Origin of the sequence: Arcticibacter svalbardensis MN12-7, from assembly GCF_000403135.1 — a bacterium.
Classification (GTDB): domain Bacteria; phylum Bacteroidota; class Bacteroidia; order Sphingobacteriales; family Sphingobacteriaceae; genus Arcticibacter; species Arcticibacter svalbardensis.
In genome coordinates this window covers 1-14674 of record NZ_AQPN01000142.1, presented here as the reverse complement: position 1 = coordinate 14674, position 14674 = coordinate 1, and the positions used below count along the sequence as shown (strand labels likewise).

Here is a 14674-nt window from a genome sequence, read left to right as displayed (position 1 = left end):
CCTATCTAGTGCTATTACCAGCATAAAACCAGACAACCTAAATAAAGGTGCAATATCTGATGTTGGGCGTTTATTGCAAGGTAAAGTTGCTGGTTTCAATATCTCATCAAGTGGAGATCCTAACAAAAGTTCGTCAGTTATACTAAGGGGAGCCTCCACTGTGAATAGTCCAAGCGGACCTTTTTACGTCATTGATGGTGTCCCTGGAGCCGACATTTCTTTAGTTGCTCCTGCAGATATTGAGACCATTGATGTTTTAAAAGATGCCGCTGCTACAGCTATATACGGAAACAGAGCTGCATCAGGGGTAATTATGGTGACCACAAAAAAAGGCAACAAAGGCAATACACAAGTTAGCTATAGTGGTATTGCTGGTATAGAAACAGTAAGTAGCCGTCTTAACTTAATGGACGCCGATCAGCATAGGGCATATATACAATCTCAAGGACTTAGTTATAACCCAATTGATGATGCAGGGGATAACACCAATTGGCAAGATCAAGTTATGCGGAGTCAGGCATTTTCTCATAATCATAATCTTTCTTTTAGTGGTGGGGGCGATCATAATACTTATTCGGCAAGCGTAAATTACATCAACAAGGAAGGAATTATGCTGGGCAGTAGTCAAGAGCGGTTGATTGGCCGTTTAAATATTGAGCAAAGGGCTTTGAATGATAAACTAAAATTTAGTATCAATGTAACTAACTCAAATACAAAATCAAATTTAGTTCCTTTACAAAACACGATATTTGATCAAATCACAAAACATTTACCCGTATCTTCAGTGTATAACACAGACGGGTCTTATTTCGAAAACTTTAACACTCCAGGATACTTCAATCCAGTAGCATTAATTAACAATGCAGTAGACGATAATAGTAAAAATAATCTTGTGGCTAGTTTTGGCACAGAAGTTAAACTTCCTTTCGGATTGAAATACAATTTGTTAATTTCTCACCAAACCCTATCTACCACTAGTGAGCAGTTTTATAATAGCTATTATAATAACTATAACGCCGCTACTTTTAAACTAAGCCCTGAAGCTGGGCTTGGAACCGTTACAAGTCAAGTTGGAACATTATTTGGCAAAAATGGTTCGGCATACAAAAAATTATACCAAAACAAACAAAATACCGTTGAATCTTTCCTCACCTGGGATAAATCTTTTGGAAACCACAGTATTAATGCAGTTATAGGTTATTCTTATTTGAGTAATGTATATGGGGATGAAATTAGTTCTTCTAGCACCAATTTTGCAAGTGATTTTGTGGTATACAATAATTTATCTTTAGGTAATCCTTATGCGATTTCAAGTTTTAGAATAGATCTAGCAGGTGGCGTTGCTGAAAAACGTATGATATCTGATTTTGCTAGGGTTAACTATAATTTCAATAATAAGTATTTAGTTCAAGCATCTATCAGACGAGATGGAAGCTCTGTTTTTGGTGCAAATTATAGGAATGGCTATTTCCCAGCTGTAGGCTTAGGCTGGAGAATAGACCAAGAAAATTTCATGGAAAACCAAAAAGTATTTTCTGATCTAAAACTTAGAGCTAGTTATGGTGTAACCGGTAACTCTGATGGAATTAGCCCTTTTAACTCTCAACTTGTTTATGGCGTGACAGGCACCTATTATAACAATGGCATACAAGATAATGCTTATGGACCAATACAAGGATCAAACCCTAATTTAAGGTGGGAAAGTACTTCTACCTCTAACTTAGGTTTAGATTTTACGCTCATAAATGGAATTGTTAGTGGTTCAATAGATGTATATGACAAAAGCACTAAGGATATGCTATTTAAATATTCTGTAAGCCCCGCTTTAGTTCCTGGTGGAGCAATATGGGCAAATGGCGGTGCCATCGGCAATAAGGGAATTGAATTATTGTTGAATTTTGTGCCAATCAAAAAGAAAGATTTTACTTGGACAAGTTCTGTAAATCTTGCACATAATAAAAATAAAATCACCAGTCTAGCCAATCCATTTAGTGACGGAGATTCTATATTATATGCAAGTGCTGGCGGGGAGGGACAAACTGGGGCTACCTTGCAAATATTAAAAGTTGGCAAACCAATTGGTCAATTTTTCTCTTTCGACTATCAGGGGAAAAACTCAGCTGGCGAATCTCAATTTTTAAAAAAGGACGGTACACTTACGAATACTCCACTTGTTGGATCCGATTATTTTTATGTAGGCGATGCACAACCTAAATTACTATTAGGATGGAGTAATACCGTAAATTATAAAAACTTTGACTTTAATGTATTTATTAGAGGTGTCTTTGGCAACAAGATATTTAACGCAAGCAGAGCCAATCTTTCTTACACACCTTATGCATCCACTAATAATTTATCATCCTATGTTAATGCAGACGACTTAGTAAGTGACGCTAAAAACAACTATTTTTCAACAAGATATATTGAAAATGGCGATTACTTACGACTTGACAATGCTACGTTAGGTTATAGTTTTAATCCAACCATTAAAGGTGTTAAAAAATTAAGATTATATATCACAAGCGAAAACCTATTTACAATTACCAATTATACGGGTATTGATCCCGAAGTTAATCAGGGAGGTATTGCGCCAGGTGTAGATAACAATAACTTTTATCCTAAAACCAAATCGTTTTTAATAGGCTTAAATATTACATTATAAATTACGGATAAAAAAATCAATTCAAGATGAAAAAAATATATCAATTAACAATAGGCGTAATTTTGACATCACTTGCTTTAAGTTCATGTCATAAGTTAGAAGTTCCTGTAAAATCTCAACTTACGTCAGCAGTTTTCCCTACTACGCCAGACCAATACAACTCAATAATTGGGGCAATTTACACCCGATTCAGACAAGATTATTCTGTTGGTTTTTGGCAGGTTCAAAGTCATTCAACCGATGAATCTGTTCAGCCTGCCTATGGTGGTAATTGGTTTGATGGCGGAAGATATATGCAGCTACATTTACATACTTGGAACAAAGACAACGCCTTGTTGAGTGTGGTTTATAGTTATTTTTCTGATATGATTGGAATGAGCAACCAAAGCTTATACATCTTACAGGATTCTCCAGCAGGTGATACAAAAACTGAAAGTATAGCACAAATACGTACAATGAGAGCTTATGCTTATTTCCAGCTAATGGATATGTTTGGAAGTGTTCCGTTAGATACCATTTATGGATCTAAAGTAACCCAAGCCAATGCACCTCGAGAAGAGATTTTTAACTTTATAGAATCTGAACTTAAACAAGCAATACCAAACCTAAGTCCCACCAAAGATGGTCAGACCTATGGAAAAGCAAACCGTTATACTGCATTTGCTTTATTGGCTAAATTATACATCAATGCTGCTATATATACAGGCACACCAAGGTGGAACGAAACAGTAAATGCTTGTGATAGCGTGATCAACGCCGGAGGGGGTATTTTATATGGTTTTGAGTTCAGAGATAAATACCTCAGCATGTTTTATCCAGAAAATGGCTCTACAAATAAGGAATTTATTTTTGCCATTCCGTATGATGCTTCCACTTCAAGTGGCTATATGTTTCATGCCCGTTATGACTTAAATAGAAATTTAGGCATGAAATACCATTATTCTGGTGCAACTGTAGGTAGTAATATCGATCCGGTTATCAACCTTACTACTGGCAATGGATTAGTAAATACTAAACCAAGTGGACCAAGAATGACAACTGCTGAATATTTCTCCAATTTTAACGATCCAAACGATATACGTAATCAGCAATGGTTAAGCGGGAAACAATATTGGGCAGATGGAAATCCAATTATGGTTAAGACTACTAAGAAAGGTTATGATCAATTTTATGCAGGTTCTGATGGTAGCGCCAGCTATACCTATCAATTAGAATTGTCACCAAATTTCACGCTTAGACAAAATCCCAGCACATTTGATTGTGGCAATGATGAAATAGCTTGGAATATGGGTACAAGAAATATTAAGTTTTTAGCTGATTACACCAATACAATCAGTAGAAATCAAAATAATGATATTCCTGTTTTCCGTTATTCGGATATTATTTTAATGAAAGCAGAGGCGATTTTAAGAGGCGCAACCCCAACAAATGGCCAAACAGCTTTATCATTAGTTAATTCTTTAAGAGCTAACCGTACAACCAGCCTTGCCTGGACTACCGTTACCTTAAATGACATTTATTCAGAAAGAGCGAGAGAAATGGCTTGGGAAACATGGAGAAGAAATGACATGATAAGATTTGGGAAATTTGAAGATGGTTATGGTGTAAAAACCAATACCGAAGCTTACAGAAGAATTTTCCCAATACCTCAATCAGCTTTGTCTACCAATAATAAGTTAGTACAAAATTCCGGTTATTAAATCTTGTCTGACAATTTCTTTATATCCCGAAGTTGCATACTTCGGGATATAATTTTTCATTCTAATTTTTTAAAAATTGAACTTAAAATCACTTCTATTTATAGCATTTCAAATTGCTATTAGCGCTTATGTTAACGCTCAAGTTTTAATAAAAAGTAGTACATCCTATAAAAAAAGTGATCAACTTATAGTTCCGTCTACTTCTTTAAATTTTATTGCCATGGGAGATTGAGGAAGGAATTGCGATGGCCCCCTACTGCGGGAAGCTGATCAAATGGCCAAGATTGCCAAAATTACAAGTACTCAATTTGCTCATGCTGCAGGAGACAACTTTTAACCTAGGTGGGTAATTAGTGGTTTAGACCTCTCTTTTGAAGAGGTTTATAAGGACTTTCCTTTACAATGTAATTGTTATCCAGTTTTAGGAAACCATGATTATATGAGTAATCGGGAAGCATAAATTCTATATTCCAAAATAAGTCGAAGATGGCAAATGCCAGCTAGATATTATTCTAAATTGATTAATATTCGAAACACAAAGAATAGTAAAAATTTTAATTTTATTTATCTATACAAACCCGCTAATATCTGAGTTTTACAAAAAATCGCAATATGGAACTATGGAAAATTGTTGTTGCTCATCATCCTCTATATACTGGTGGAAACAGAGCGGATGGTTATGATACTAAAGCGATAAGAAATTCTTTAAACCGATACTATATAAATATAAAGTTGACGTTTACTTTTCTGGACATGAACATAACCTGCAACACCCTATTCCCAAAGAAGGGAAAATAAATTATTTTATAACGGGCGAAGCCTATTAAAAAACACTAATAAATTAATTAAAAAAAGTAAAATGGTAGCGACAGAATATGGCTTTATGCTTTTTCCCATTAGGGAAAATTAATTATTAATGCAAGTCAAATTGTTTTCTTTATTGCCATCATAGTATCAGGTCCTGGGCTTTATATCTATTCAAAAAGAATGGTTTCTACTCATTCTAAAGGAATTCCTTACTAGAAGGGGGAATTGGATCATCATGATGTTAAAAGTTAAAAAAAGGGATAGTCGCGAAAAAAATTTACACCTCTGATTATGGATAAGTTTTATATTTTAACGAACTAATTTGAGTTCAAGATAATAACATATCGCTGTTTACTAAATATGCCGTCAAACAGAAAACAATAAACTATCGAAGGCTCATTCTTTTAGAAGAACAGAGCCATAAACACGAAATTATGAAAAAAACCATCTCATTACTATTCGTATTATTTACTTTAATTTTTAAAAACTTAAGTGCACAATCAATTAGCTATGTGCCCAAATTTGCTAATGAAAATCATCCAGAAATTGGTTATTGGTTTATTTCTCCAGATTTGTTAAAAAACGACCGTTACCTTGATGAGTTGGATTCAATTATAAATCTATGTCCTTATACAATGGTATTTTTAACTGCTCGGGAGGGCAATAATTTTTACGAAACAGAGAAGATGCATCCTTATTTTGAAAAAATTGTAAGCAAAGCCCATAAATCGGGCATCAAAATTGGCTTACAGCTTTGGGGAAATTATTTTGATGAAGATTTGAATAATTCGCAAAGGATGATTGTAGAACAAGAAATTCAATTAGATCAAAAAGGTAAGGCATCATATACTGCTAAAGCAAAATATATCCGGTTTGAGGATAGGTTATTAAAAACCGACATTTTTAAAGTATATGCCTTTAAAAAAACGGGCGATGGATTTTATGATCCCTCTAGTTTAAAGGATATCACTTCTCTTTGTACAACCACTCTACCAGATAAGAAAACTGCAAAAATTTCTATAAATGGTGGCGAAGCATTAAAAGGTTTGACCGTTTGTATTATGGTTCAGCAATTTTGCAGTCAAAACAGTATGTGGGACGATGTAGAAATTAACGGATTTAAAAAAACTATTGATGCATACAGCGATATTCCTTTTGATGGAATGGCATTAGATGAGTACGGAAATAAGTTTATACCACGCTTTGTAGATATGCCTGCTAATGAGCAAATTTTTAGAGGCAGATGGTATTCTAATGCAATGGCGAAAGCATATGAAAAAGAAACCAAAAAATCGTTAGTAAAAACCCTTTTTGAAGGGAGATATGCACCCACTGGCCAGCCTGAAGTTAGAATCAAAGCTATAAACCAATACATGGATTTTACACGTGGAGGAGCTGTAAGAGTAATAAAAGCAGTTGCAGATTACGGTAAAAAAACCTTTAGTCCAAATACTTTTACCGGAATTCATAATACTTACCATGCGGGTTTGTATAGTGATGAAATTTGGGCAGACGGTATTTGTTGGTGGGTTTTGCCGCACCAGTATGGACAAACTGATGAACATACCATTACTGCTACGCAAATGGGTATTGCGTTTAATACCAAAGAAAACGTGATGTATAATCAGTTTTATGACGGTGTTTTCCCCCCGGTACAAGAAAAAGCTTTGGCTGATTTAAGGTATGGCATTCGTACCCATTATCATGCTTTACATGATAAACGTGTAAACCGGTTTGACCTGTTAGACCCCGAAGCTGTAAAAGGAATTAATAAAGTGGAAGATTGTGCCCGATTACTTAATAAATTTAACCCATCATTACCAGACGTTAAATTATTGGTGATTTTTGGCATGGAAGCACTTTCTAATTGGTATCCTAATTACAAAGATAGAGGCGTTTATGACGTAAATGACAAACTAAATATCGAAGAAAAAGCAGATGAGCTATGGAAAGCCGGCTATTTGAATGCCTTAGTTCCCTCAGATTTTATTAATTCAAAACTGATTAAGCTTAACAAAGAAGGAAAGCCGGAAATAAACGGTCATACTTTTGATGCTGTAGTGTATCTATATCCTCAATATGCAAAAGAAAACGAACTAAAATTTTTAGAAGAATATCAAAATAGAGGTGGTAAATTAATGTTAGAGGGAGTTGCTTTGCTTGATTTTAATGCTCAAAATGTTTCTAAAAGATTTCAGTCCATATACAATAATGCAACGGTGAAAGGGTATAGTGTAAAGGGTATTTCAAAACTTGGTATTGCTAAAAATGGATTAGCAGATGGTTCTAAAAACAGTGATGGATCTTATGTTTTTACCGATTTAAATTCAATAAGAACGGATAGTTTAGCAACTTTCTCTGTAAATATCGATGGCGATTTGTACGGAGGAAAATATAAAGGATTGGCAATAATTAAAGCAGATAAAAATAATGGTATTACTAAATTTGCCGCTAATGGATTTACAGAGCTGAGCAAAAACGAAAAAAAAATACTTGCTTTTAAAACTGGCCAAAATGTTTTTTATACCAAACAAAACGGCGAAGCTAGCCTAATCATTAAAGATGAGCAACAGCAGATAAAGCCACTTATTAATACGCTAAGCACTAATTGAAAATTTACCAAATGAAAACAACCTTTTTGAAAATAATTTTATGCTTAGTTACGCTTGGAAATTTCCAACTGGCGAGTGCGCAAGAAGAGGCAGATAAATTTAAAGGATTACATTTAAACGAAGTTCAACTAATTGGGAGCCACAACAGTTACAAGCCCGGTATTGAGCCTGCTTTATGGAAAATTGTATATAAAAGAGATTCTGCTGCGGCTCTTGCTTTGCAATATGGCCATATCAGCTTTACAAAACAGTTGGATTTGGGTTTAAGGAATTTGGAAATTGATGTAGTTTATGACCCCTTGGGTGGCATATATAAAAACCCATTAGGCATTAAACTGCTAAAAAATACTGGTGTTAATGCTGAACCATACGATTTGGAAGATAACCTTTCTAAACCTGGCTTAAAAGTTTTTCACATACCAGATATAGATTTCAGAAGCAACCATTTACTATTTGTAGATTGCTTAAAAGAACTTAAAGAATGGTCTGCTTCACATCCGGGGCATTTGCCTATTATTATTACAATGAATACAAAAGATAGTAATGAGAAAAGTTTGAAACAAATGTTACCATTTAATAAGGCGGCTCTAGATAATTTAGATATAGAAATTAAATCAGTTCTAGAAGATAAACAACTTATTACGCCAGATTTTGTTCGCGGTGAATTTAGTAATCTTAATGCGGCGGTTACTGCAAAAGGATGGCCGCTGATCAGTGATTTAAAAGGGCGGTTTCTTTTTGTTTTAGATGAAACCGGTAAAAAAATGGAGGCATACAAAAACGGGCATCCTAGCTTAAAAGGAAGGGTTTTATTTGTAAACGATAAACCAGGAAGTCCAGAATCTGCATTTTTGATAATGAACAACCCGAAGAGAGATGGAGAAAAAATAGATAGTTTGGCTGCAAAAGGTTATTTAATTAGAACTCGAGCAGATGCTAATACAGTAGAAGCCCGTAATAATGATTTTACCATGTTTGATGCAGCCAAAAAAAAGTGCCGCACAAATTATCACTACAGATTATTATTTACCCTCTACGTATTTTCCATCAATCTATAAAGCTGTTTTTGATGATGGAAGTTATTTTAGAAAAAAGTAGCTTTTAGCTATTTATAGCCTTATACAAAATAATGTGAGTAGTTTAATTAATTCGTTTGTTTAGCAAACGGCAAAAAAAGATATTGTGGATAACGTGTTAAAAACCCCAAATAATTCATATACAATGATTTCATTTAAAAATTTAAAAAAACTTCACTTATTAGTCTTTACCAACCTATTAATTTTATCATTCATTAACAACGCTCAGGCACAAAAAATAAGTGTTAACATTATTGATAAGGGTGCTAAAACTGTCTTGGATTTCAGCAACACCAAAATCATACAGCAGTGTATAGATGATATTTCGGCTAAAGGTGGTGGAACTGTAACTATTCCTGCTGGGGAGTTTGTAACTGGCAATATCGAACTTAAAAATGGGGTAACTTTGCATCTCCAAAAAGACGCAAAACTTTTGGGTAGCATTTTTAGAAAAGATTATAACTCTTACCCAAAACCTACTTTGATTTACGCTAAAAACCAACAAAATATTGCAATTACAGGAGTCGGAACAATTGATGGGCGTGGAAGAGAATTGATAAAAGATATTTTTAAAAGTATAGAGAACGGAGCGCTAAAAGCAAACGCAGATTGGCGAATAACTAGGCCCGAAGAGGGAAGCAGAACGAACCTTATTCTTTTAGAAAATTGTGAAAATATAGCTATTAAAGGAGTTACGCTTAAAGATGCTACCAATTGGATTACGCATTACGAGAAATGTAAAAACCTGAATATTGATAGTGTTAGAATAGAAGGGGTAGCATATTGGAACAATGACGGTATTGATATTACTGATTGTAAAAACGTAAAAATTACCAATTCTTTTATCAACTCAGCTGATGATGCAATATGCTTAAAATCATCAACCAGAGGTGATTTTTGCGATGATATTATTGTAGACAATTGCACCTTACGCTCTAGCGCTAATGCTTTTAAGATGGGAACAGCGTCTGTTGGCGGGTTCAAAAATATCAAAGTTAGCAATATTAAAGTTTATGATACTTTCCGGTCAGCAATTGCTTTAGAAGCTGTAGATGGTGGCATTATAGAAAATATTGAGGTAAATAATGTTGTAGCTACCAATACTGGTAACGCTATTTTCATCCGACTTGGCCATCGTAACAAAGATGATGTTTACAGCACTGTAAAAAACATCCATATTTCTAATGTTGATGTAACTATACCAAAAGGAAAACCAGATAAGGGTTACGAAATGGAAGCACCTTTACTCATGTACCCGCCAAGTTTTGTTGCTGAGTCAGGGAAATTGCAAAGTGTATCTCCTTGGAACTATAAAGAGAAACTTCCAAATGTAAAATTATATGAGCATAATGTTTTCCCATCATCGATAACTGGTTTGCCTGATCATCGTGTAGAAAATGTGGTTATTGAAAATGTTAAAATTACGTATTTTACGGTTGCAGATAAAGCAATTAACTATTTCCCATTAGATTCTTTTAACCAAATTACCGAGGCCGAAAAAGATTATCCTGAGTTTTCTATGTTTGGAGAAGTTCCTGCCTGGGGATTTTATGTTAGACATGTAGATGGAATTACTTTAAAAAATATCACCTTAAAAATGAAAGGAAAGGATTTTAGATCCGCTGGTTTATTTAACGATGTTAAGCAATTAAAGCTTGTAGCTATAAAAACAAAAGGCAGTATTAAAAAACCTGCATTATTTTTTAATGATGTAGTTTATGCTCCATAAACGGGCTATTTAAAATCAGACATTAAAAAATGGTTATATAACCGTTTAATATTTTACTGGTTTAAACAGATCTTTTATAAAAATGATAAAACTAAAAACCAATAAATTACCCAGCATTCTCAAATTATTGACAAATTTTGTTCTAGGTATTGCAGCAGTAAATACTGCAAACGCCCAAGATTTATTAAAATATGTTCAGCCATTATCTGGTACAGCAGCTTCAACCACTGAAGCATCTGTAAAACATAGCGAAAGAGGAAGTTTAGAACAAAATGCCAATACTATTCCGGCTGTTGCACAACCTTTTGCAATGACACAATGGACCCCTCAAACCAGAGAAACAGAGGTAAAATGCCAGCCACCATATTTTTATAAAGATAGTTTATGGAGTGGTTTTAGAGGTACACATTGGTTAAGTGGGTCTTGTACGCAGGATTATGGGAGTTTTACGGTAATGCCCATTGCAGGTAGTTTAAAAACGCTTCCTAAAGATTATGAACTTTCGTTTTCGCATAAAAATGAAACAACAAGTCCCGCGTATTATAAACTTACCGCTGGCAACATAGTTAGTGAATTATCAACTACGCTGCGCTGTGGAATTATGCAGTTTAGTGTTTTAAAAAATGATAGTTTGTATATTTTGATAATGCCTAATAGCGATACACAGCAAGGATCTGTACAAATAAATAATAAAACCGGAGAAATTTGGGGTTATAACCCTGTACATAGAATTTACCAAGGTTGGGGTGAACCTGCGGGTTTTAGTGGCTGGTTTTATATTAAAATTGAAAAGGAAATTGAAAGCAAAGGAACTTTTAGTGAAAACAATTTGTTTTTAAAAGATAGTATTGCCAACCAAAAAGGTATAGGTGTATATGCTGGTTTTAAACTTAAAAAAACAGAAAAACTGACACTAAAAATCGGGACTTCATTTACAAGTTTAGAAGGCGCAAAAAAAAATTTAGAAGTAGAAATTGGCGATAAAGATTTTGCAGCCATACATACCGAAGCAAAACAAAATTGGGAACATGCTTTAGCGCAGATAAAAGTTGAAACATCGGTAGAAAAAGATAAGCGAATTTTTTATACTGCCATATACCACGCTATGCAGCACCCCAGGTTATATAGCGATGTTGACGGCTCATACCCTGCTTTTGCAGGAAAAGGCATGAGTAAAATCGATAGCAATAGAAGCTATTACGACGATTTTTCTATGTGGGATATTTACAGAGCACAATTACCTTTGTTTGAGTTGTTGAATCCTGATAAAACAAATGACTTTGTACAATCTTTAATTCTTAAAGGGCAGCAAGGAAGTTGGCTGCCTATTTTCCCTTGTTGGAATAGCTATACATCAGCAATGATTGGAGACCATGCAACAGCCTTTATAGCATCTGCTTACGCTAAAGGTATTTGTAATTATGATATTGATGATGCTTATCGTTTAATGAGAAAAAATGCTTTTACTGTGGCTAATGAAAAAGATTACGTCAATGGGATGGGCAGAAGAGCATTGACCTCTTATTTGAAATACAACTATATTCCGCTAGAGGATAGCGTACCTATTGCCTTTCATCAGAAAGAACAAGTTAGCCGTACTTTAGAGTACGCTTATGATGATTATGCATTAGCTGTTGTGGCTAAAGGGTTACATAAAACTGCAGATTTTGTAAGTTTATCAAAAAGGGCACTTAATTATAAGAATATATTTGACCCAGTTGTAGGGATGGTTAGGGGTCGGTATGCCGACGGTAGCTGGTATAAGCCTTTTAATCAAGATAAAAAAGAGGTTTATATCACAGAAGGAACACCTCGCCAGTATAATTTTTATGTGCCACAGGATGTTCCTGGTTTAGCAAAACTAATGGGCGGGCAAAAGCAACTAGAAAATGCTTTAGATTCGTTATTTGACAAAGGGGAATATTGGCATGGAAACGAACCCGGACACCAAATCCCGTTTATGTATAATAATACCAAGTCGCCCTATAAATCCCAAGAAGCTGTACAGCAAATATTAGCTAATGAGTATGGTGATGGTCCCGGAGGTTTAAGCGGAAATGATGATGCCGGGCAAATGAGTGCCTGGTATGTTTTTGCATCCATGGGTTTTTACCCTTTGGATCCCGTATCGGGTAATTATATGATTGTGGCCCCGTTATTTAACAGCACAAGCATTAAACTTGATCACCAGAAGGTATTAAATATTAATTGTCATAAAAAAAACATGGCAGACAAATACATCAAGAAAATAAAATGGAATGGCAAAAGATATCGAAAAAACTATTTGCAACATGATGAAATTTCAAAAGGTGGAACACTGGAAATATGGCTAACAGCCCAACCTACAAATTGGGGTTCAAATAAAAAAAATCAACCAAAAGGCTTATAAAATTAATTAAATGAAGTATCTAATTTTTATTACCCTATTTTCATTATCAATAGCTGCAAAAGCTCAAAAAGTATATGATATTACTGCATACGGTGCAAAAGCAGATGAAAAAACAAATAATGCCGTCGCTATACAAAAAGCTATAGATGCTTGTTCTAAAGCAGGTGGTGGAATAGTAAGGGTGCCAGCTTCATCTACTTTTATTACGGGGCCTTTTAATTTGAAATCTAATATAGATTTCCATCTAGAGGCAGGTGCCGTTATTAAAGCAAGTTCCGATGAAAATTTTTACAAAAAAAGCGTATTTCGTTCTAATTTAGGAGAAGGTACTATTTGGATAGGTGCAGAAAATATTGAAAATTTAACAATTAGTGGGACAGGTAAAATAGACGGAAACGGAATTTCTTTTATGGGTAAGGAGTTAAGTGATTCTTACGAACTAAAACCATTTAAGATTGCGGACCCTCGCCCCCATGTATTAACCATTGTTGGCGGTAAAAATATCCGCATCCACGATTTGCATATTGGTAATTCTGCCTATTGGACCATCCATTTAGTAGGTTGTAATGATGTAGTAATTTCGGGCATTAGCTTAATCAATAGCCTTAAAGTTAGAAACAGCGATGGGATAGACTTAGATCATAGCAAAAATGTGCGTATCAGCAATTGCTATATTGAAAGTGGCGACGATTGTATCTGTTTAAAAAACAGAAGAGAGTTTGAAGAGTTTGGAAGTTGCGAAAACATTACGGTAACTAATTGTACCATGACCAGCAGAAGTTGTGCTATAAAAATTGGTTCTGAAAATATGGATACGATTAAGCAAGTTTTGTTTAATAACTGCATTATTAAAAATAGTAATCGTGGTGTAGGTATCCAAAACAGAGATGAAGGTACTATTAGCGATGTGATTTTTTCAAACATGATTATTGAAAGCCATCTTTTTTCTGATGTATGGTGGGGAAAGGCTGAACCAATATATGTTACCGCCTATCGCAGAGCAAAGGGAAATAATAAAGATGCCAACTGGCGTTTCCCTAAAGGATCGATAGAAGGTAAAGTTGGCGAAGTTAAGAATATTACTTTTTCAAATATAAAATGCACTAGTGAAAATGGCATTTATGTGAGTGGCGAATCAGCTGATAAAATCAGTAATATCAGATTTGATAATGTAGATTTATACATTAATAAAATCACAAAATTACAGGGAGGAATATTTGATCGTCGCCCTAGCGAGGTGGAAGGTTTTGTTAAAGGAAATACATCTGGATTTTATCTGGATAACGCGAATAATATCACGATAAAAAGTAGTGCTGTTAAATGGGGAAAATCTTTGCCAGATTATTTTAAGTATGCTATTGATGCTAATCATGTAGAGAATTTAGATATTGAAGGTTTTAACGGTAATTCAGCTTTCCCTTCTCGTTATAATGCAATAAAAAAGTAGTTTCTTATTTTCCATACTTGGGGTAAATTTATTTGTCTCGATTTTAATGTTGTTCTTTTTTATCCGATTGGAAGGAGTGGCTTCGGTTATACTGTATCGTTTAGAAATAAACTTTTGAGAAGTTCCATCACTCAATAAAGCATGTCTGCTTTATTCTTCTTCAGATTCTGATCCACGGTAGATACCCGGAAGTAAGCAATTGTCCCAGCCATTTACAATTCGATAAAAACCTAAAAAGTTTTAAATTATACT

At 34.6% G+C, this 14674-nt stretch carries 8 protein-coding genes; all 8 read left to right on the top strand.

The features are described 5' to 3' along the window. Positions 1 to 2662, top strand: a 2662-nt coding sequence (locus tag ADIARSV_RS18800) for a SusC/RagA family TonB-linked outer membrane protein (protein ID WP_040300661.1), incomplete at its 5' end; no start/stop codon positions are given. A gap of 26 nt (positions 2663 to 2688) precedes the next feature. Continuing rightward, positions 2689 to 4362 carry a RagB/SusD family nutrient uptake outer membrane protein gene (locus ADIARSV_RS18795; RefSeq protein ID WP_016197248.1) on the top strand — a complete coding sequence of 558 codons (1674 nt, stop codon included), beginning with the start codon at positions 2689 to 2691 and terminating at the stop codon, positions 4360 to 4362. A 612-nt stretch (positions 4363 to 4974) separates the two neighbouring features. Then, positions 4975 to 5160: a hypothetical protein gene (locus tag ADIARSV_RS18790; RefSeq protein WP_016197246.1), complete on the top strand. Its 186-nt coding sequence runs from the start codon at positions 4975 to 4977 to the stop codon at positions 5158 to 5160. Between the two features lie 443 nt (positions 5161 to 5603). Beyond that, the gene (locus ADIARSV_RS18785; RefSeq protein WP_016197245.1) at positions 5604 to 7781 is read left to right on the top strand and encodes a hypothetical protein; all 2178 of its coding nucleotides are present in this window, start codon (positions 5604 to 5606) and stop codon (positions 7779 to 7781) included. Between the two features lie 11 nt (positions 7782 to 7792). Beyond that, positions 7793 to 8839, top strand: a complete 1047-nt coding sequence (locus ADIARSV_RS18780) for a Ca2+-dependent phosphoinositide-specific phospholipase C (protein WP_016197244.1) — start codon at positions 7793 to 7795, stop codon at positions 8837 to 8839. A gap of 124 nt (positions 8840 to 8963) precedes the next feature. Further along, complete coding sequence (locus tag ADIARSV_RS18775; RefSeq protein WP_152439946.1) at positions 8964 to 10586, top strand: glycoside hydrolase family 28 protein; 1623 nt, start codon at positions 8964 to 8966, stop codon at positions 10584 to 10586. Between the two features lie 82 nt (positions 10587 to 10668). Further along, positions 10669 to 12975, top strand: a complete 2307-nt coding sequence (locus ADIARSV_RS18770; protein ID WP_016197242.1) for a GH92 family glycosyl hydrolase — start codon at positions 10669 to 10671, stop codon at positions 12973 to 12975. A 10-nt stretch (positions 12976 to 12985) separates the two neighbouring features. Then, positions 12986 to 14422, top strand: coding sequence for a glycoside hydrolase family 28 protein (locus tag ADIARSV_RS18765; RefSeq protein ID WP_016197241.1), 1437 nt, complete (start codon positions 12986 to 12988; stop codon positions 14420 to 14422). Positions 14423 to 14674: the final 252 nt, after the last annotated feature.

What these genes read in the sequence shown, in the direction of transcription:
- ADIARSV_RS18795 (WP_016197248.1), top strand. Translation starts at nt 2,689, where the DNA reads ATGAAAAAAATATATCAATTAACAATAGGCGTAATTTTGACATCACTT.
- ADIARSV_RS18790 (WP_016197246.1), top strand. Translation starts at nt 4,975, where the DNA reads ATGGAACTATGGAAAATTGTTGTTGCTCATCATCCTCTATATACTGGT.
- ADIARSV_RS18785 (WP_016197245.1), top strand. Translation starts at nt 5,604, where the DNA reads ATGAAAAAAACCATCTCATTACTATTCGTATTATTTACTTTAATTTTT.
- ADIARSV_RS18780 (WP_016197244.1), top strand. Translation starts at nt 7,793, where the DNA reads ATGAAAACAACCTTTTTGAAAATAATTTTATGCTTAGTTACGCTTGGA.
- ADIARSV_RS18770 (WP_016197242.1), top strand. Translation starts at nt 10,669, where the DNA reads ATGATAAAACTAAAAACCAATAAATTACCCAGCATTCTCAAATTATTG.
- ADIARSV_RS18765 (WP_016197241.1), top strand. Translation starts at nt 12,986, where the DNA reads ATGAAGTATCTAATTTTTATTACCCTATTTTCATTATCAATAGCTGCA.